Annotated in this window: 17 protein-coding genes; 5 read left to right on the plus strand and 12 right to left on the minus strand. The window is 64.0% G+C overall.

Annotation, left to right across the window (positions count from 1 at the left end; genetic code table 11):
- Nucleotides 1-69: 69 nt before the first annotated feature.
- The 4 genes from P1K32_RS17865 to P1K32_RS08335 all read right to left on the minus strand — a co-directional run bounded on the left by P1K32_RS17865 (nucleotide 70) and on the right by P1K32_RS08335 (nucleotide 7,956).
- Nucleotides 70-1,590 carry a DUF8048 family protein gene (locus tag P1K32_RS17865; RefSeq protein WP_473092375.1) on the minus strand — a complete coding sequence of 507 codons (1,521 nt, stop codon included), beginning with the start codon at nucleotides 1,588-1,590 and terminating at the stop codon, nucleotides 70-72.
- A gap of 530 nt (nucleotides 1,591-2,120) precedes the next feature.
- Nucleotides 2,121-2,378, minus strand: coding sequence for a hypothetical protein (locus P1K32_RS08325; protein WP_276249282.1), 258 nt, complete (start codon nucleotides 2,376-2,378; stop codon nucleotides 2,121-2,123).
- Between the two features lie 86 nt (nucleotides 2,379-2,464).
- Nucleotides 2,465-5,332, minus strand: a complete 2,868-nt coding sequence (locus P1K32_RS08330) for a UvrD-helicase domain-containing protein (RefSeq protein WP_276249283.1) — start codon at nucleotides 5,330-5,332, stop codon at nucleotides 2,465-2,467.
- The gene (locus P1K32_RS08335) at nucleotides 5,329-7,956 is read right to left on the minus strand and encodes a PD-(D/E)XK nuclease family protein (RefSeq protein WP_276249284.1); all 2,628 of its coding nucleotides are present in this window, start codon (nucleotides 7,954-7,956) and stop codon (nucleotides 5,329-5,331) included. Before P1K32_RS08335 ends, P1K32_RS08330 begins: the two co-directional genes overlap by 4 nt.
- A gap of 150 nt (nucleotides 7,957-8,106) precedes the next feature.
- On the opposite strand from P1K32_RS08335, the gene P1K32_RS08340 reads away from it, so the two are divergent.
- Nucleotides 8,107-9,477 carry an NAD(P)/FAD-dependent oxidoreductase gene (locus P1K32_RS08340; protein WP_276249285.1) on the plus strand — a complete coding sequence of 457 codons (1,371 nt, stop codon included), beginning with the start codon at nucleotides 8,107-8,109 and terminating at the stop codon, nucleotides 9,475-9,477.
- 18 nt (nucleotides 9,478-9,495) lie between these two features.
- On the opposite strand, the gene P1K32_RS08345 is transcribed toward P1K32_RS08340, so the two are convergent.
- Complete coding sequence (locus P1K32_RS08345; protein ID WP_276249286.1) at nucleotides 9,496-9,789, minus strand: hypothetical protein; 294 nt, start codon at nucleotides 9,787-9,789, stop codon at nucleotides 9,496-9,498.
- Between the two features lie 106 nt (nucleotides 9,790-9,895).
- On the opposite strand from P1K32_RS08345, the gene P1K32_RS08350 reads away from it, so the two are divergent.
- The gene (locus tag P1K32_RS08350) at nucleotides 9,896-10,306 is read left to right on the plus strand and encodes a DoxX family protein (protein ID WP_276249287.1); all 411 of its coding nucleotides are present in this window, start codon (nucleotides 9,896-9,898) and stop codon (nucleotides 10,304-10,306) included.
- A 13-nt stretch (nucleotides 10,307-10,319) separates the two neighbouring features.
- Here P1K32_RS08350 and P1K32_RS08355 read toward each other — a convergent pair whose 3' ends face one another.
- Entirely contained in the window at nucleotides 10,320-10,529 is a 210-nt protein-coding gene (locus P1K32_RS08355; RefSeq protein WP_276249288.1) for a hypothetical protein, read from the minus strand.
- A gap of 130 nt (nucleotides 10,530-10,659) precedes the next feature.
- The gene (locus P1K32_RS08360) at nucleotides 10,660-11,130 is read right to left on the minus strand and encodes a plastocyanin/azurin family copper-binding protein (protein WP_419181045.1); all 471 of its coding nucleotides are present in this window, start codon (nucleotides 11,128-11,130) and stop codon (nucleotides 10,660-10,662) included.
- Between the two features lie 229 nt (nucleotides 11,131-11,359).
- Here P1K32_RS08360 and P1K32_RS08365 point away from each other — a divergent pair, with 229 nt between their 5' ends.
- A complete protein-coding gene (locus P1K32_RS08365) occupies nucleotides 11,360-12,040 on the plus strand; it encodes a class I SAM-dependent methyltransferase (protein WP_276249290.1) in 681 nt (226 codons plus the stop codon).
- A 98-nt stretch (nucleotides 12,041-12,138) separates the two neighbouring features.
- Nucleotides 12,139-12,870 (plus strand): halocyanin domain-containing protein, encoded by a 732-nt coding sequence (locus P1K32_RS08370; RefSeq protein ID WP_276249291.1) that lies wholly within the window; start codon nucleotides 12,139-12,141, stop codon nucleotides 12,868-12,870.
- Nucleotides 12,871-13,006: 136 nt separating this feature from the next.
- Here the strand turns inward: P1K32_RS08370 and P1K32_RS08375 are convergent, their stop codons facing one another.
- Nucleotides 13,007-13,756, minus strand: coding sequence for a sugar phosphate isomerase/epimerase family protein (locus P1K32_RS08375; RefSeq protein ID WP_276249292.1), 750 nt, complete (start codon nucleotides 13,754-13,756; stop codon nucleotides 13,007-13,009).
- Between the two features lie 83 nt (nucleotides 13,757-13,839).
- Between P1K32_RS08375 and P1K32_RS08380 the strand changes: the two genes are divergently transcribed.
- The gene (locus tag P1K32_RS08380) at nucleotides 13,840-14,457 is read left to right on the plus strand and encodes a class I SAM-dependent methyltransferase (protein WP_276249293.1); all 618 of its coding nucleotides are present in this window, start codon (nucleotides 13,840-13,842) and stop codon (nucleotides 14,455-14,457) included.
- A 9-nt stretch (nucleotides 14,458-14,466) separates the two neighbouring features.
- On the opposite strand, the gene P1K32_RS08385 is transcribed toward P1K32_RS08380, so the two are convergent.
- From P1K32_RS08385 to P1K32_RS08400, 4 genes are all read right to left on the minus strand, one after another.
- Entirely contained in the window at nucleotides 14,467-15,318 is an 852-nt protein-coding gene (locus P1K32_RS08385) for an eIF2B alpha/beta/delta subunit family protein (protein WP_276249294.1), read from the minus strand.
- 550 nt (nucleotides 15,319-15,868) lie between these two features.
- Nucleotides 15,869-17,050, minus strand: coding sequence for a site-2 protease family protein (locus P1K32_RS08390; RefSeq protein WP_276249295.1), 1,182 nt, complete (start codon nucleotides 17,048-17,050; stop codon nucleotides 15,869-15,871).
- A gap of 47 nt (nucleotides 17,051-17,097) precedes the next feature.
- Nucleotides 17,098-17,802, minus strand: coding sequence for a DUF7504 family protein (locus tag P1K32_RS08395; RefSeq protein ID WP_276249296.1), 705 nt, complete (start codon nucleotides 17,800-17,802; stop codon nucleotides 17,098-17,100).
- Entirely contained in the window at nucleotides 17,799-18,701 is a 903-nt protein-coding gene (locus P1K32_RS08400) for a GAF domain-containing protein (protein ID WP_276249297.1), read from the minus strand. The genes P1K32_RS08395 and P1K32_RS08400 overlap by 4 nt, the downstream gene beginning before the upstream one ends.
- Between the last annotated feature and the right edge of the window lie 55 nt (nucleotides 18,702-18,756).

The following is an 18,756-nucleotide window of genomic DNA, read 5'->3' on the forward strand; positions in this document are numbered from 1 at the left end:
TTCGGATACCGCCGATATCCGGTGGTTTGACAACTCTCTCGACCCCCAAGTGATGCTATGTGCGGATATTCAATACTGATCCGTAGGCGGCTGGCCAGTTGCGATATAGTGGGCACCGATGAGGTCGTACCGAATTTCACTGAACTGCCTCTGCCGTTCTACATTATCCGGGCTTACACCCGCTGGTTCGACGAGTGAGAAAACCGCCTGTGAGCCATACTCCTTCTCTAGGTTGAAAAGCCGACTCGTTGGGGTTTCAGACGTCCCTATACTGGTGAGGACTCGCTCCCACTCACTCAGTCCACTCTGACCTTCCCACACTCGATAAACGCAAGTCGACACCTCTTTGACCCGATCACGCTCGGAGAGTGGCCGTGGTTCCGTCCAATCGAGCCCCATCCAATGGCTATCTGTCGTAGTGTGCCAAGATTTCCAATCAGGGACCTGGTATCCTTGGTTATTCCAACGACGATCTGGGGTTTGACTGGTCCCTCCAGCTGTGCTATCTAAGTCCGGACACCGATTCAACATCACGTCGGGGGTCCGACCCGATTCACGCCGGCAAACTGCTACGAGAGCGGCCTCTAGAGAGCGCCGATGACGCTTGTTCGCGGCTATTGCTGGATTCGCCACCGAGACTTCTATCGAACCACCGATTGACTCTCTGAGCTTCCAGAGGGGAGCTGTCGCGTCGTGATTCCCTCCTTGTGGGCACGTACCCGAATCGAAATCAGATGCCAGTCCAAGTCCGACTCGCTCTCGGAGACCCCCTTCCGAGCCTGATTCGCCGATGTACAACAATCCGGAAATGTTTGTATGTCGGACTCTGTACACTCCCGGTGTTTCAGGAAGTTCTTCGAGTAACTGTTCCCGGTTAGATAGATTAACCCAATGTGACCAATCCAGCCCCAGCCAGGTGTCTGATGTAGGATCGGGCTCTAGCCGGGAGATACTCCGATTGGGTGTATCTAATATCTGTGCTGCTTGAATCACTCGACTCGTCTCACAGTTGACCGCGACCAACTCCGATTCTATTACCCCTTCTGGGAGATCCAAGATATTCGCTACTGCAGGTTCGGTCAATTCGTCTTGGGTGAGCGCGTATACCGTCGCTTGTCGTGACGTCAGGTCAGTGTGATCTACCAGTGTCTGGATGCGAGGTACGACGCTCGAGGGAAATTCGGGACATGGGACGACGAAACCCGCTCCTGTACCTCGATATTGATGGTGTTTTTTAATCTGCCTATCGTGGGCCAGACTAATCGCTTCGCGGCCATCTTTGGTCAAACCGAGGCGGTTAGCCACTACGTCCCAATACTGGCCAGACTCTACGAGTAAATGTAGATGTCCGTTGTCGTCTTTCCTGACTGGGATCGGATCGAATTGAGTGAACAGCACACCTATCTCTAGAAGATTTGGTGCCTGTTCCACGTCTCTCAGAGTTCTTGCGAGTACGTCCGCCCCCAGGTTGTATTCTGTCGCGACTGATTCGACAATCTCCTGATCGACTGGGACTCCGGCGAATGTATCACCACGTTGAGCGCCGACCGACTCATTATCTCTGAACACTCTGTTTCTGTCGTCAGCCATTACTTTGTCGTACTCGTATGTGGTTGTGTATTATACTCACGCTTCGACTTTCGATGGTTCCTGGATGTGCAGTATCGAGTGTATCTATTCTTCCAACCACACCATCCCCTCGTATACTCCCGCAGATACGCCGTCTCAACGCCACCGTCAGGAATCGTCACCTGTTCGCCTTCGGCCCACAATTGACCGCTGCAAGAGTTCACTCTCGGTCTCGAATGTCGGCGACACCCATAACCGATACTCCGCGTCGATCGTAAACAGCTCCCTATCGAACGTTGGGCTGGGGACTCGAAATCCCGCTATAGTCGGACTTAACCAACAAACACGCTTTAGCCCGCTGTCTGTTGGTTATAAAATTCATCTCGAGAATGCCCTATCTTGCTTCTCCCCTCGCTGACTCAACCTTGGACATTAGCCCCGCTTGTAGAGAGTACTGAAGATAGAAATGCGCCTAGACGGCCGGGTTCCCGTGGAGGCCAGCGCATGCATGCGCGCCGTGGCGTCGACTGAAAGAGCGGAGAGCGCCATGCTCACAGGTAGATGCAGACGATGCCGGACTCACTCACAAGATATGCCTCCCCAGAGAAACAGACAGATTCGATATAGTTCCCTTCAGATACCCTTCCAAGGTTAGTAACGTATGGCGGTTTGCCTAACCTTGGGACCTCTATGAGTTCTGGTATATCGACCACTTCTGTGAACGCCGAGATACTCACACTGTCGTAGTCCGCCCGCTCGCTGGGTACTGGTTCCGCCGTCTCAGCTACGGCTTCTTTCGCCCCGTCCAAGGACTGTCTCGCACTCGTTCTCTCACTACTAGCGGTGGAGTTCTCCAAGGTTGGGCTGAAGAGTTACCACGACTGCGTCCTGACTCCTACGCTGCCTGCACGAGTGCCCGAATATCCGCCTTCGACAACGGTTCGACCTCGACCCGGTCCCCGGTCGCCGAGTAGAACAGACTCGTCGTCACCGCACGGTCGGGATACACACTCGACAGCACGTGGTAGTACACGCTCAGTTGCTTGCGGTACTCCGCCTGGGCGCGCCGGCTCCCGTCGGTCTTGTAGTCGATAATCTCGACGCGGTCGTCGGTCACGCACACGAGGTCGACCACGCCGGTAATCGAGACACGCTCGCCGTCGACTTCCAGCGGTAACACGGCGTCTTCCTCGGCGAACAGCTCACCCTCCAGCCCGTCGAGTAGCGCCCGAATCCGCTCTTCGTGCTCGTTCGAGGGCGTCACGCCCGCCCCCAGAACGTAGTCCTCGGCGAAGTCGTGGACCTGCGTTCCAAAACCCATCCCGCCGTCGCCGTCTCGCTCCGGGTCGCCAGACACGTCCCCGTCCTCGAAGACGCTGTCGTCCATGAGCGAGTGGGGACTGTATCCGACGGGTCCCTCCGGTGGGGAGATAGTGAACGGTAACTGCAACTGTTCCGTCTCACCGGCCGCTACACGCTCGACGTCCGTGCGTCCCGCCTGTATCTCGACGGGCAGCTCCTGGAGGAACGTGTTGGGCTTGTCTCCACCGGCAAACACCACGTGGTGCTCGGCACGGGTAATCGCGACGTACAGCAGTCGCCGTTCCTCGTCGTACCCGTCGGGCAGACAGCGCCTGTAGACGTCGTAGCGCCAGTTGTCGTAGGCGTGTGGGTAGCGCCCATCTTCTCCGTACACCTTCCGCTGACGGACGCCGACGGACTCCTCGTAGCGAAGCACACCCGAGCTTCGCGTCCGGGGTGGGAATCGCCCCTCGTTCATGTTCGCCAAAATCACGATGGGATACTCCAGTCCCTTCGCCGAGTGGATGGTCTGGACGGTCACCGAGTCCGCGCTGGCGCTGGTGTGGATGCCGTGCGTACTCCCGTTCTCGATGCCCTGCTCGACGAAGCGAATCAGGTCGCCGCGCGTGAACGTCGTCGAGTCGTGGACCGACTGGACGAGGTGGAGGATGACGTCGGCGTACTCCCCGGTTATCCCGTAGCACTCGAAGACACGCCGAGTGAGCGAGCCGACGTTTGCCAGCGACCGGAGGGAGTCACGGAACGCTGCCATGTTCTCGGGGTAGCGCTCGTCTTCGAGAATCGCGTCGATCTCGTCGATGGTGTAGCCTGCCCGTTCGAGGACGACGGCCCACCCGCGCTCGGCGTCGCTGTCGGCGATTCGAAGCCAGGCGAGCAACAGCTTCGCGGGGTCGCTGCGGAACAGTTCCACGTCGCCGTCGTAGGCCATCGGGAAGTCGTACGCCGTAGCGACGTCTAGCAACTCACGACCGAAATCACGCGTTCGCGTGAGGACGGCGATATCACCGAAGCTCGGCGCTCGGGGCTCGCCGTCCTCGCCTTCGACTGGATAGGCCTCGTTGCCGACGATGTCCTGCACCTTCGCGAGGACGGCAACGTGTTCATCTTCGTGTGCAATCGCCTCGATAGTGGTCTCGTCGAACGGCGCGTTCGACTGGAGCGATTCGATTTCGCCAAGCGCTCCGACGTCGACGCTGTCGGAACTCGTCGCGGGCGTCTCCAGGGCGTGTTCGGAGAAATCCAGAATCGACTGCGTCGAGCGGTAGTTCTCCGTCAGCGAGATTCGCTCGACGTCCGTAGTCTGGAAGCCGACCCGAGTGTCCCCGTCCTCGTTCAGCTCCGCAGCGAACTGTTCGAGCCGCGTCTCGAACTCGGTGATGTTCTCGACGTCTGCGTACTGGAAGGAGTAGATGCTCTGCTTCCAGTCGCCGACGACCGAGAGGTTGTCCGTGTCGGCGAGCAACAGGGCGAGTTTGAACTGTATCTCGCTTGAGTCCTGGAACTCGTCGACCATCACGTACTCGAAGCCCACTCGCTCGCGGAGGGCGGGCGATTCACACAGTTGGACGAAGGCTAGCAACTGGAGGAAGCCGAAGTTGAGGTAGTTCCGCCCGAGCGCGAACTCGAGGTACTCGAAGTAGAGGTCGTGGACGAAGGCTTTGAGTTCGCTTCTGTCGGCCTCGAAGACGTCGCTGGCGACGCTTTTGTCGAGCTGTTTCGTCCCGCGACTCCCGCGAAGCTCCGTCTTCGAGGGTGCGTCAGGGAGATAGGTCTTCGACCGGCCGAACCCGGAGAGTGCCTCCCGGAGCTTCGACTGCTTGCTGCCGCCGTTGCGGGGCTCGTTCACCGCGTCGAACTGAGCTTTGAAGCTCTCGAAGGAGCCATGCAGCGCGTCTGCTCCATCGCGATACCACCCCTCGGCGGTCGGAAAGACGCCCTTCGACGCCAGTTCGTTGATGAGTTCCAGTCCTTCCAGCGGATTCGAGAGCACGCGAAAGCGGTTCGTGTACTCCGGATGGCGGTCCCGGAACTGCCCGTAGAACTCCCTGAAGTACTCGTGCTCGACGAACTCGTCCTCGATGATTCGCGTCGACCCGGTGATTCGGTCGTCGATGCCCAGGTGCGTGGGTGCACGATAGCCGTGTTCGGAGAGCAGGTCGTAACAGTACGAGTGAAACGTCTGAATCGGGGCATCAGCTAGCTCACGCATGCCATACGAGCAGTTGTCCACGATGCGTTCTCGCATCTCCGTGGCCGCGCTGTTGGTGAAGGTCACCAGCAGGACGTCGTCGGGTTCCACGTCGGACTGCTCGACGATGTTCGCGTACCGGCGGGTGATGGTGAACGTCTTCCCGGTCCCGGCCCCGGCGTCGACGTGGTAGATGCCCTCCGTCCCGTCGATGAGTCGCTGCTGGGCGTCGTTGGGCGAGGGGTCGCTCATCGCTCGCCCTCCAGGAGGAGGTCGCGGTGGTCGACTCGGCGGTAGTTCGGCTCCCCGCCGAGGCCGTCGATGGGGAACCGTTCCTCCCCCGTCCGTCGGCGGTTGAGCTCTGCTAGCCGCTCCTCGACGAACGTCTCGAAGCGGTCCAGGTCCTCGCGGAAGTAGGCCCGCTTTCGCACGCCGTCGAGAGCGCGAATCGCCTGGTCGCTCCCCTTCTCGGCGTCGACGTCGCCCGAGGTACCTACGACGACGGCCTCGGTGAACGCGTCGGCGAACTCGGAGTCTCGGAGTTCGGACTTCTCGGTCGTCTCGGGGAAGGACAGTTCGGCGACGATGTCGGTGTACGCCTCGAACCCGAGGTCTTCGAACGTCGCGACACAGTCCTTGTAGCCGTCGAGCAACTCCTCGTAGGCGGCCCGCGACGCGACGTACTCGTCGAAGGACTCCGGGTAGTACGTGACCGTCGTAAGCGTATCCGAGACCGTTGCGTCGCCAGCGATGACGTCGTCCAGATTGTCGAGGAAGTGAAAGAAGGTAAAGTCCAGTCGCTCCTCCGGGCGGACGGTTCGATAGTGCGTGAGATACAGCAGTGCCTGGTAGTCGACGGTGTCACTCGGCGGGTCGATGGCCGATTGTTTGACCACGTCGTAGGCCGACTTCTTCGACCCGCTCTTGTAGTCCAGCAGGTGGTCCGGCGCGTACACCAGGTCGATGAGCCCCTTGATGCCCAGTTCGGTGTTCTCGAACCACCGCTCCGTTATCGGTGCGTCGACCGGCTTCTCGAAGCGCTCGGCGAACGTGTTGGTCCCGAAGCCGGACGCTGCGGTGAGAAACGCCCCCGCCTCGGGTCGGTTCGAATCGAGGAACGCCATAATCGTCTCCAGTCCGATTCGATACCGTCGCTCGCGGAGAACGCGGTCGTGCTCCGGGTAGAACGGGCGGACCTCCGAACACATCAGTTCGACCGCCTCGTCGACGACTGCACTGTCCACGCTGTCGGGATGGTTCACGTAGAACTCGGCGAAGTCGTGGAACAGCCGTCCCTCCTGGAAGTAATCGGCGTCCGGGCTGTCGAGCAGCCGGCTGAACAGGTAGTCACGCGGCGAGTTCACGTAGGTGTTGAGGCTGGACTGGCTGATGGTCTCGACGCGGTCGGGTTCGACCGGTGGGTCCAGCGATTCTTTCTCGAAGCCCACTCCGACGTCGTTCAGCGACCGACTGTAGCTGACCGACTCGAGGTCACTGAACTGGCTGCACTCTCCGTCCAGTAGCTCGTTGAAGTACAGACACGGCGTCACCGGCTGTCCACCGGCCGTATCCTGGACGAGGTAGTACTGCTCGGTCCCGCTCTGGAGCAGCAACTGGAACTGTCTGATGTAGCGTTCGAACTGTGCGGCCGTGTCGACCCACGGTCGCTGTGGCGCCGAGTGCGTCCACCCCTCGTCGAGGCCGAGATAGAAGACGATAGGCCGACCGACGTAGCCCGAAGATTTTGCGTCGGCGAGCAACACGCCGCTGTTCTCGCGGTCGACCGGCACCTCGTAGGTATCGAGGTAGTATTCGAGACGCCCGAGTGCCTCGGCCGTGACCGGTGTATCCAGCAGCCCCAGTGTCTCCAGTTCGGCACGGAACCGTTCGAGCGTCGCGTTTGCCTTCGATTCGTAGGTCACGAGCAGCTCCCGGAACGTCCGTGACGCGACCGCCCCACAGCACGCCTGTATCCACTCGAGGTCGGGGTGGGTGACTACCGAGAGCCGCTTTTGGTCGTGGGAGACACCGACGTCGACGCCACAGTGTGTCAGGATGGGTTTGACGTCCGCGATGGTGGTTTCGGTCCCGCGGTGTGCGACCCGGAGCAGCCGAAGTAGCGCTCGGTGGTCGGGGTCGTCGACGAAGCCCGGTCCGCCGTAGTACGGAACGCCCGCCGACTCGAACGCTGACTCGACGAGCGAGGAGTACTGACTGCCGTTCTCGAGGACGACCGCGATGTCGTCTGCGTGCTCCTCGTCGATGGATTCGAGCAGTGCGTCGACGATGTGACCGGGCGAGTCAAAGATGTTGAACGCCGGCAGTTCGAAGGGCTCGTCGACGAACAGGGAATAGCTGTCGTACGCCTCGGGGAGAATCGACCGTTCGAGTTCGGTGAACTGCGATTCGCCGACGACTGCGACGTTCTGGGACGCCGACACCGTGTACTCGGTCAGCTGTTGTGAGGTCGTCTGGAGAGTAGATAGCTGCTCGACCACCGCTTCGGTCGTCGAATCCGCGAAGGTCTCGTAGGATAGTATCGAGTCAGCCGCTCCCTGGTGTTCCCAGCACTGCAGGACGTTCCCGATGGCGTACGCGAACGCTTTCCAGTTGTCGTCAGACCCGGCGGGTCTCTCTGCCCGTGTGGTCGACGACTCCACGCTGCCGACGACGTCGAGGAAGGCGACGCGGTCTTCGGCCTGTTCACGACGGCCCGCAGCCAGCCGGCGCGGCGTGGTCGCGAAGGTTCCGAAGTGTGGCCGGTCGAGTCGTCGGTTGAGAGCACTGGAAAGCGGCGCGTCGGGGACGAGAACGAGGTCGTAGTCTGCGACGTCCGCGTAGAGCTGGTGGAGCGGCTTCGCGCGTTGAATCGGCACACAGTATACAGTGAAACGGGACGCAAAAAGCTACCTCCGACCGATGTCTCGTCCCGTCTGCACGAGGACACTCACACCGGTCACCCGGTGCTACGCCCTCACCGTCGGTCTTTTTTACTCGCCACGACCCTATGAGTAATAGATGGCGCAATGACGCTGGCACGACTGGACCGGTACGAACAGTCCCGGGTGGGCCAGTGTGGGCACCGGGCTGTCGTCGTGGGTGGGAGTATGGCGGGCCTCTGTGCGGCCCGTGTCCTCAGCGACGCCTTCACTGAGGTCGTCGTTCTCGAACGCGACCGGCTCCCCAGCGAGCCGGTGGCCCGTGACGGGGCGCCACAGACCAGCCAGCCACACGCCATGCTCGAAGCCGGGCGGCTCACGCTCAACGACCTCTTTCCGGGATTCGACAGGGAGGTCCGGGCCCTGGGCGGGTTGAAACTGAACATGGCCGAGGCCGTGGACTGGTACGACCGCGGCGGCGTCGTCGCCGATGCGGACGCCGACTTGCCGGCGCTGTATGCGAGTCGGCCGCTGTTCGAGCACGTCGTGCGCGAGCGGCTCCGGGACCGCGACGGCATCGTCCTCCGGGACGACTGTCACTTCATCGGGTGCGAGCACGACGCCGCCGCCGGGCGAATCACGGGCGTTCGCTTCCGGGACGGCGGGGCGGAGACGACACTCGATGCGCAACTCACCGTCGATGCGACCGGCCGGACGAGCCGGACGCCGACGTGGCTCGCGGACCACGGGTATCCCACCCCTGAGGTCGAGCGGGTCACCGTCGACATCACCTACAGTACCGTCCGAATCACGCGGCCACCGGAGCGCCAGCGGGCCGTCCTCATCGCACCGGAACCGGCGCGACCACGCGGCGCCGCCATGGTTCCCGTCGAGGGGAATCGATGGGAAGTGGTCCTGCAGGGCCTCCACGGTGAACGCTCTCCCGTCGACCGCGAGACGTTCCTCGACTGGGCGGCGGCGTTACCGCTCGACGCCGTCGCCGACCGACTCCGGAGCCAGGAGTGGGTCTCCGACATCCAGCGCTATCCGTTCCCGGCCAGTATCCGTCGACGCTACGATACCCTCTCGGCGTTCCCGGACGGACTGGCCGTGACCGGCGACGCGATAGCCAGTTTCAATCCCGTCTACGGACAGGGGATGTCGGTCGCAGCGCTCGATGCACTCGCGCTCCATCTGGAACTCCCCGACGGAATCGACGGGCTCGGGCTCCGGCTGTTCGATCGGGTGGGGCCCATCGTCGACGAAGCGTGGCAGACAGCGGTCAGGAACGACTTCGTCTTCGAGGCGACGACGGGACCGAAACCGTTCGGCACAGCCTTGCTCAACAGGTACATGGACCGACTCGTCACCCGCGCACAGGACGACGGCGAACTGACGGAGGCGTTCCAGCGGGTCTTCAGACTGGAGCGGCCGTCTACGAGTCTGCTCCACCCGCGCATTCTCTGGCGAGTGTTCCGCCCTCGGCTCGGAAGCGAGACCGAGCAGTCGACCACCTGACCCGGGAGAGCGCGCCGCTCACTCCGAGTCGAACATCTCGTGGTCGTTGATGAGGGTGACGACTTGGAGGGCCTTTCTGGAGGCGTCGCCCTCGCCGTCCACGGCGGTGACGGGCACGCGGACGCTCTGGATGCGCCACTCGTCGCTCTCCTCCAGTCCCATCCGGACGTCGCTGCCCGGCAGTTCCGACTCGGCGAGTTCTCTTGCCCAGTCGGGCGTCTCCAGGTCGTCGAACTCGTCGGCGTCGCGAAACTGCACGTGGTAGTGGTCGCCGTGTTCTTCGACGGCCTTCACTGTCAGCTGTGAGGTCATGCGTACGTGGTGGCGCTCCGTGCGGATAGGCAGGCGACTTGCGAGTGCAACCGCCACCGTCTCGTACCCCAAACTGCTTCACTGCCGTCGCCGTAGCGAGCGACAGATGTCTGGTCGCCTGACGAAGCTCAAACGCCCGCTGCTGTACGTCATGGGTCCCGCCTACGTCGTCGCGGGCCTCTTGCATTTCGTCGTCCCGGACCTGTACGCCCAGATTATCCCGCCGGTCCTGCCCGCGCCGCTCGCGCTGGTTTACCTCTCGGGCGTCGCCGAGGTCGCCGTGGGACTCGGACTCCTGTGGCCGCGGACGCGACAGTACGCGGCGTGGGCGACCATTGCCCTCCTCGTCGCTATCTTTCCCGCGAACGTCTACATGGCGACCAGCGGCGTCGTCGTCACGGGGATGCCCGGCGGGGGTGACCCGTCCGCGGTCGTTCGATGGGGACGGCTGCCGCTCCAGGGCGTGTTGATTCTGTGGGCGTACTGGTACACCGACCCCGAGCTGGCGACACCGTAGCGCCCGACCCACGCTACTCGGTCTCGAACTCCTCCTGGAGCGTTTCGAGCCTTGCCTGCACGTCCCAGACGTCCTGTGTCAGTTCCTCGATGGGGGCACTGACGTCGTCGGCACTGCTCTCCGTGGCGGCGGCCCACAGCAGGTCTTCGGCCTCGTCGAGATACCCGTCCGCGAGTTCGAGGGCTCGGAGCACGTCCTGGTCGGGCGATGGCGGGTCCCCCATGAATGGTACGGTGGGCTCCGGCGTCAAGTCCGTTCAGGTAGGCTCGATATTTGTCGCTGTGTGCCGGGTGGGGAACTGCGAACTGGGGCCTGTGTGGGATAGCGGCGGCGCTCCCCGATTCCACTCTCCCTCATTCGAACTGCAGGTCACCCCGCATCGTCGTCGCGTGGGGGGCACAGACGTACTGGGCCATCTCACTGCTCGCCGTGAGAGTCAGCAGCTGGGCCTCGTCGGGTTCGGAGACCACTGGGGTCGACAGGTCACCGACAATCTCGTCGTTTTCGTTTCGAATCTCGATGTTGTGGCTGCCGCCGTCGCTTTCCGTCCAGCCGATGGTGTACTCTTCGCCCTCCTGCAGGACCAGCGTTGGATTCTCTGTGCCTTCGATTGGCGCCGGCGCCAGGCCTTCCCAGTGACTGGTCTGTGCGCTGAACTCGATAGTGGTTCCCGGGTCGATTGTAACGCCGTCACCTCCGCCGTCAGTCCCGTCGTCGTCGGCACCACCGCCGCCCCCGGGACCGCCGCCTGGACCGCCACCGCCAGGGCTGCGCATACACCCGGCGAGCAGGGAGCCAGCGGCCGTTGCTACGCTCAATCGCATGATTCTGCGCCGTGTGACTAGATAGTTTTCTGACACTATCACCCGTTTGCGACGAGGCGGGATAGGCCTTCGTCAGTCTGTGTCGTTCTGGAGACAAAGCGTCAGTATTCGACATCGAACTTCCAGCGGTCTCGATAGCCGCTGTAGGTGCCAGTGGTCACCGTCGTATCACGTGGACAGGATATATGCCGTCGGTCGACGGAGATACGCATAATCCCCACGCACAACGATGTCCCGAACCAGCTCCTCGAACGCGATCGACTCGGCGGACAGCCACGCGGCCGACGCTCGCTCGATGTCCACGGGAGACATCGCCGACCTCTATGACGACATGGCCGACCAGTACGAACGCTGGGACTGGGCCAACCGGCTGTTCAGCGGCCCGCTCCGGAAGCGAGCCTTCGCCGACGCGCGCGGCCGCGTGCTCGACGTCGCCTGCGGGACCGGGACGAACTTCCGGTATCTACCGCCCACCGCCCAACTGGTCGGCGTCGACGTCAGCGCGGAGATGGTCGAGTCGGCGCGGGCTGAACTCGACGCGCTCCGCCGGGGCGGGACGGTGTATCGGATGGACGCCCAGGACCTGGAGTTCCCTGACGACAGCTTCGATACGGTGATATCGGCGCTCTCGACGTGTACCTTCCCCGACCCGGTCGCGGCGCTGTCGGAGATGGCGCGGGTCTGCCGGCCAGCGGGCCGTGTCCTACTGTTCGAACACGGTCGCAGCGACGTCGAACTCCTCGGCCGGTTCCAGGATTGGCGCGCCGACGCCCACTACGAGCAACACGGCTGCAGGTGGACCCAGGACCCGCTCGCACACTTCGAGGAGACGGAGCTGACCGTCCACGAGAGCGAGACGCTCTTTCTCGGCATGGTCACTATCATCGAGGCACGGCCGAGTGCGGACTGACGGCCGCGCTTCGATACGCCGCCCGTCGGGTAAACACTACCAGCCGAAATAGTAACTTATCCAATATATACAGGGCAGTCGGTGCCCTACTGAACCGTATGGCATCTCGTAGTACGACCGTCTCCCGTCGGGCGTTCATGCTGGGCACCGCGGGGACGACGGCGACCGCAGCCACGGGTACCGCGGCCGCACAGGAAGCGACGCCCACGGAGGGTGGCAACGAGACCGGCGGCGAGGCCGGCAACGAGACCGGTACCGAGGCCGGCGGCGACGGCGGTGGCGGTGACGCCGGCCCGCCGGACTTCGGCGGCTTCCTCGACGACGTGGGGAACTTCGACGGCAGCGTCACCGACGCCCGGGGAGAGGACCAGGTCTCGGTGGCGGTCGGCGCCCAGGGCAACGGCGGCGCCTTCGCTTTCGACCCGCCGGCGGTCCACGTCGACAACGGGGCGACGGTCGTCTGGGAGTGGACCGGCGAGGGCGGCGGCCACAACGTCGTCTCCGAGGGCGAGGACCCGCTGGATTCGGGGGAACCCGTCGAGACCGAGGGGGAAACCTACGAGTACACCTTCGAGGAAGACGGCATCTATAACTACGTCTGTGAGCCACACGAGAGCCTGGGTATGAAGGCGTCGGTCGTCGTCGGCACCGACTACCCGACGGCCAGCGGCGGGGACGGTGGCGGTGGTGGGGGCGGTGGTGACGGCGTCCCACGGCTGCCGGACAGCGCGAAGACGCTAGGCGTCGCGACCACGGTCGTGATGGCCGCGACGCTGGGGATGACGTACGTCTTCATGCGCTACGGCGGCGACTACGAGACACCGGAGTAGCGAGGCGCCGAACGGAGTGAGGCGCCTCGAGGCGGAGCGGGGAACGCAGTGACCCGCGAAGCAGTAGCGAGGTCGGCGCAGCGAGCCGACCTCGAAGCGAAGCGGAGCGCGAGGTGGCTCCCGAGGGCCGACGCCTCTAGGTCGTCTCGCCGAACCATGCCGCCGCACGGTCGGCACTGTCGTGTAAGAGCGCCACGTCGTCGGTGAACACCTCGACGGCGACGGTGCCGTCGAAGCCGTCGAGATACTGCCCGACGACGTCGCCGTCGACCTCGCCCGCGCCCAGTGGCATGTGGGTGTCGCCACGGCCGCGCACGTCGTGGACGTGCAGGTGCGAGACGAGGTCGCCGTGGTACTTGCAAAAGCGCTTGATGCCGTCGTTGCCGGCCTCCATGTACGCGTGGCCCACGTCGAAACAGACCGAGGCGCCCACGTCCTCGGCCAGCTCGCCGAGCACGGAGAGCTGGAGCCCGTGGCGCTGGTGGCCGACGTTCTCGACGACGACCTCCACGCCGCGGGCCTCGCCCGCCGCGACGATGCGTGACAGCTGCTCGGCGGCCGTCTCACGAAGCCCGGTGTCGTAGGGGTCTCTCACTGTCGCGTGCAGTACCGCTTTGCGGGCGCCCCGGTCGCTCGCCCACTCCAGCAGCCGCTCCTGGTAGGCGACGATGGCGTCGTTGATTTCGGCCACCGGCGTCGCCACGTCCTGTTTGAACGGGAGGTGGACGACGAGGTCCCGGTCTGAAAGTGCCGCGTCGAGTCGCTCGTCGTCGAGCGACTCTGGGATATCCAGCGCCTCGCTCAGCCCGAACTCAGCGAACGCAAAGCCCGCGGCGGTCGCTTCGAGGCGGTCCAGCGAGTCGCCGACGGTCACGCCGAACTCCATACCCCGCCTTCTCGCGCCGTCGACATGAGCCGTTCGCCGCCGCAACCGCCACCGCTTTCATCCACAGCCCCCTCCCTGACGATATGGACCCTGAGGACGTCCGTCGGGACTGGGCCGAACGGTCGGGCAAGTACTCCCCGGAGTACTACGCCGACATCGGACCCAACGAGGTCAGCGAGACGCTCCGTGACGTGCTGGGCCACTACGTCACCGACGACGCCGCAATCCTGGAGGTCGGCTGTGGCTCCGGCCGGCACCTCGAACAGCTCCGACGGCAGGGCTACGAGAATCTCACCGGCATCGACATCAACGAGGACGCCTTCGACGTGCTGGCCGAGCAGTACCCCCGGCTCGACGAGACCGGGACGTTCCACGCCGGGGCGATAGAGGACCTCGTCGGGGAGTTCGACGACGACGCCTTCGACGTGGTGTACACCGTCGAGACGCTCCAGCACATCCACCCCGACGACGTGTGGGTGTTTGAGGAACTGGCACGGATAACGGGCGACCTCCTCATTACCGCCGAGAACGAAGGCAACAGCCCACAGCGTGGCCGAGGCGAGACCGCGGTGAGCTACGTCGACGACGAGTTCCCGCTCTATCACCGCAACTGGAAAGACGTCTTCTCCGAACTGGGACTGGCGCAACTAATCCGCGAGCCGACCGACCGGGACACGATTCGCGTCTTTCGGACGCTGTAGTGGCGCCGCTCAGAACTCCATGACGGCGTTCTCGGTGACGACCGAGTCGATGAGCCGCGTCGGCGTCGCGTCGTAGCCGGGGTTCGCGACCTCGAACCCCTCGGCGGGTTCGAGCATGACCTCGCTGGCCGGGCGGAAGGTGTTCTCGAAGGTAAAGCCGCTGCCGATGAACTTCGAGGACGACCCCACGACCGTGACGGGGACGTCGTGGCTGGCCGCCGAGGCGACGACCGAGTGGGTACCGATGCGGTTGTACACCACGTCGTCGATGACGCAGTTCATCCCGACGAGCACGCGGTCGACTTCTTCCAGGTAGTGACCGGCGGCGCCGTCGGTGATGAGCGTCGCACTGACGCCGTCGCGCTCTGCGAGCTGTCGGGCGGTCTTCCGGCCCAGAAAGCGGGGCCGGGACTCGGTGACGAACGCCTCGACTTCCTTGCCCGCACCCACTACCTCGTCGAAGGTCGCCATCACGGTCGAGGAGTTCTCGTGGGTCAGCAGGACGTCGCCGTCGTCGACGAGTTCGGCGGCGCGCTCGGCGGCGCGCTGCTTGCTCGATTCGACCTCCTCGACCACGTCCTCGATGGCCTCGACCAGCGCATCTTTCGCCTCCTCGACGCTGTCGGCGTCGGACTCCGTGACGGCCTCGACGATGCGGTGCTGGGTCGTATAGAGGGGGGCGTGAGAGCGGTTGGCCCGCTGGAGCGCCGAGGAGTTGCGCTCGACGACGCGGTTGAAGTCCTCGACGGTGTGGCACTCCCGCTCGGTCAGCTCGCGCAGCGCCTGGGCGGCCTTGACGGCCACGATAGAGGAGCTCTGGGTCTGCATCTCCTCTATCTCCCTGACTGTTTCGTCTATCATGCGTACATCTGCGGCCGTCGGGAATAAGGACCTTCCCCCATCCAGTCGCCGTTCTCGTGGTGACTGGCTCGGGACGCTCGAACGGTACGACATAGCAACGACTGACCACGACACTGCGAACCGCCAGAAAGCCCCCGCGTTCTCGACTCGCGCGACTCGCTGTGCGCTTCACTCCTCACTACGTTCGTCGTTCCAGTGCTTGTGATCTGAAAATCGCTCCGCGATTTTCATCATCTCGGAAGACGCTACGCGTCTTCCGGCGACGTCGTCGTGCTTCGTCGAGAACGCGGCCCCTTTCAGTCCCACCCGTACCCGGTTGGTCAAACAGCGCTGGGTGGGACTGAAAGGGGCGGCTGGCTAGACGAAGGCGGACGATGCAAGCACCGCAGGAGTGAGTATCTCGAACGACGAGGAGCGCAGCGAGTCCCCCGAGTCTAGCCAGCCGGGGCTTTCCGGCGGTTGGCGGTGCCGGTGACACTGGCTGCTGCTAGCGGGGCGTTCCGGCCGTTCGCTACAGCGCTCACGAGTGGAAATCGGTCTTCACTGCGTGCTAGGACTCCGTCCGGAGCCGGCTCGCGCCGAGGCCACTCTCCTCGCTGGAGCGCAGGATTGAGAGCGCGGTCATGATGTCAGAGCGGGTGAGTAGCCCCCGGAACTCGCCGTCGGCGTCGGTGACGACCAGCCGCCCGACGGAGTTGTCCTGCAGTTCGTTCAGCGCGTCCATCACGTCCAGATTGGGCTCGACGGTGACCAGTTCGGTGGTCATCACGTCGCCGACGGTGTAGGCGTCGCGTTCGACCTCCTTGACTGCGCGGGCGTCTTCCAGCGTGACCAGGCCGACGACCTCGCCGTTGACCTCGACGGGGTAGCCGGTGTGGCGCTCGCGGAACATCGTCCCGATGAGCTCACGGACCGACACGTCTGGCGTGACCGTGGTGACGTGGTCCGCCGGCGTCATCACGTCCCGGACCTGGACCCCCTCGAGGTCGGCCCGCATCGACGTCTCGCGGGCCTCCCCCGCGGCGCCGATGTAGATGAAGAAGGCCAGTCCGGCGAGGAAGATGTTGCCCGCGACAAAGAGGCCAAAGAGGCCAAGCATGATGGCAAAGACCTTGCCGACCTCCGCGGCGATCTGCGTCGCTCGCGCGTACGGCCGGGTGCGGGCCAGCAGCGCCCGCAGCACGCGCCCGCCGTCCATGGGGAATCCCGGGAGCATGTTGAATATCGCCAGCGCGACGTTCATGAGCGCGAGATAGGCGAAGACGAAGCGAGCGGACTCGACGACGGTCGACTCCGTGCCCGGCAGGACTAAGAAGGCAACGTACGATAGCACGCCGAGCCCGACGCTGACGATGGGACCGGCGACGGCGATAGCGAGTTCCTGTTTCCAGTCTTCGGGCATCTCGGTGAGCTGGGCGACGCCGCCGAAGAGCCACAGCGTAATGGACTCGATGGGGAAGCCGTAGCGTATCGCCACCAGCGAGTGACCCAGCTCGTGGAGGACGACGCCGGTAAAGAGGCCGACGGCGGCGACGATACCCAGCACCCAGACGAGACTCCCGTCGCTCAGGAGCGCGGGGTCCAGCCCGGTACCGAGTGACCTGTTCAGCAGGTCCGCCGTCTGCTCGACCTGGCTCGCGATGATCCACGCGAACAGGGGCAGGACGAGCAGAAAGGTCAGGTCGAGCTGGATGGGGATACCGAAGGCGCTCCCGATACGGAACCGTCGCATACCCGCCATTGGCGGGCAACGGTGATAAGGCCGGTGTGCCAGCGCCGCTACGAGCGGCGCTGCGGACTGCTGGTCGTGAGCGGATTGACCGAGTGCCACTCGTCCAGTTCGGCTCCGGGAGCACCGGTACGCACTTGCACCTCGCCCTCGTCTGTCCGGCGGACCTCGACGCGCAGGTCACAGAAGTGCTCGAAGACGTCGACCGCGACGTCCGGGTGCAGCGAGCTATCGATGTGAAACACCCCTAGGTCGCCGGTCCCGATGACTCGCCCCGTCAGCATGTGGACGAACCGGGAGACGGTCTGGAGGTCCGAGTGGGCGAGCAGCGACGAGATAGAGAAGACGCCGATACGAATCCGCGCGTAGCCGCTCTGACGGAGTTTCTCGTAGAGCGTTCCGAACTCGGTCTCGATGGCGATGAGGTCACCGGGGCCGTCGATTGGTGCGGCGAGCTGGTCGAACCGGTGGTCCTCGTCTGCCGTCCCCGAACAGTCGATGACGGCGGTCCGGCTCGGGTCCAGGGTATCGGTCACCATGTCGGCCTCCTCGAGCAGTTCACGGCCGCAGACGTCCGCCGACAGCAGGAGCTGGCTCTCGTTGCGGTAGCTCTCGACAGCCGTCAGTCCCAGGGCGACCGACCGAGCACCGGACGCTGTCGCCCCCGACACGAGGATGTTGGTGCCGGGCGCGACGCCGTCTGGGAGCAGGGGCGCCGGGAACCCGAAGCGTATCCCGGGCCGGTTCGCGGTCACGTCACACCTCCGCTGGGAGCCTCGACCCCCCTGGGGCGGCGAACCACCTCCAGCCAGTCCATCACGTCGGCCGCCAGCAGCGAAAGGTACTGGCGGTCGGACTCCGTGAACTCGCGGGGCTCCTCGTCGTAGATACACACCGTCCCGACGGGGTACCCCTCGCTCGTGTTGATTGTCGCCCCCGCGTAGAAGCGGATCTCACCGTCGTCGGCGTCGATAGTCGCCTCGAACCGCGGGTCGGTCAGGGTGTCTTCCACGACAGAGACGCCGTCGTGCAGAATCGTGTAGGTACACACCGACCCCTCGCGCGGGGTCCGGTCCCACGAGGTGCCAGTACAGGCCAGAATTTCCTGGGTCCGTTCGGTGAGGATGGCTACGGAACTGTACGGGGTCTCGAAGTGGTCGGCCGCGAGGTCGCTGACGCGTTCGACCGCCCTGACCAATCGCTCGTCGTCCAGCTTGTAGGACTCCAGCACTTCGAGTCGCTCCGTTTCGCTTGGCGGAACGGGATAGGCCGTCTGGCTCCGGTTTTCCGCCGTGCTCTTGACGAGCTGGACGACTCGGCTCCCCGTCGCCGGCTGGTCGCCGGGAACGAACTCCAGCACCAGCCCGGGACTGGCCTCGTCGGTGACCTGGTCCAGGGAGGCGTCGGCCACGAGAATCGCCCCGGTGTCGGGGGCCGTCTCCCGGAGGTGGGTAATAACGTCGATGCCCGTCCCGTCGGGGAGGTCGTAGGCCGTGACCACGCAGTCGACGATGTTGTCCGCGATGAACGCCTTGGCCGCCTCGACCGTCGTCTTACAGACGACGCTGATGTCGGTGTCGCTGACGAGCTCCCGGAGGGGCGACGTGGCGGCGGTGGTGTCCGGTGAGACGAAGAGCGTCGTTATCTCGTCCATCGGCCCGCCTCCTCGGGAGCCTCTCGTCTCACAGCTAGCAGTGGAGAACTACGCA

It is taken from the genome of Haloarcula rara (assembly GCF_029338235.1).
Lineage (GTDB): Archaea > Halobacteriota > Halobacteria > Halobacteriales > Haloarculaceae > Haloarcula > Haloarcula rara.

Coding starts and splice junctions, on each gene's coding strand:
- P1K32_RS17865 (WP_473092375.1), bottom strand. CDS start 1,590: ATGGCTGACGACAGAAACAGAGTGTTCAGAGATAATGAGTCGGTCGGC.
- P1K32_RS08330 (WP_276249283.1), bottom strand. CDS start 5,332: ATGAGCGACCCCTCGCCCAACGACGCCCAGCAGCGACTCATCGACGGG.
- P1K32_RS08340 (WP_276249285.1), top strand. CDS start 8,107: ATGACGCTGGCACGACTGGACCGGTACGAACAGTCCCGGGTGGGCCAG.
- P1K32_RS08345 (WP_276249286.1), bottom strand. CDS start 9,789: ATGACCTCACAGCTGACAGTGAAGGCCGTCGAAGAACACGGCGACCAC.
- P1K32_RS08350 (WP_276249287.1), top strand. CDS start 9,896: ATGTCTGGTCGCCTGACGAAGCTCAAACGCCCGCTGCTGTACGTCATG.
- P1K32_RS08355 (WP_276249288.1), bottom strand. CDS start 10,529: ATGGGGGACCCGCCATCGCCCGACCAGGACGTGCTCCGAGCCCTCGAA.
- P1K32_RS08360 (WP_419181045.1), bottom strand. CDS start 11,130: ATGCGATTGAGCGTAGCAACGGCCGCTGGCTCCCTGCTCGCCGGGTGT.
- P1K32_RS08365 (WP_276249290.1), top strand. CDS start 11,360: ATGTCCCGAACCAGCTCCTCGAACGCGATCGACTCGGCGGACAGCCAC.
- P1K32_RS08370 (WP_276249291.1), top strand. CDS start 12,139: ATGGCATCTCGTAGTACGACCGTCTCCCGTCGGGCGTTCATGCTGGGC.
- P1K32_RS08375 (WP_276249292.1), bottom strand. CDS start 13,756: ATGGAGTTCGGCGTGACCGTCGGCGACTCGCTGGACCGCCTCGAAGCG.
- P1K32_RS08380 (WP_276249293.1), top strand. CDS start 13,840: ATGGACCCTGAGGACGTCCGTCGGGACTGGGCCGAACGGTCGGGCAAG.
- P1K32_RS08385 (WP_276249294.1), bottom strand. CDS start 15,318: ATGATAGACGAAACAGTCAGGGAGATAGAGGAGATGCAGACCCAGAGC.
- P1K32_RS08390 (WP_276249295.1), bottom strand. CDS start 17,050: ATGCGACGGTTCCGTATCGGGAGCGCCTTCGGTATCCCCATCCAGCTC.
- P1K32_RS08400 (WP_276249297.1), bottom strand. CDS start 18,701: ATGGACGAGATAACGACGCTCTTCGTCTCACCGGACACCACCGCCGCC.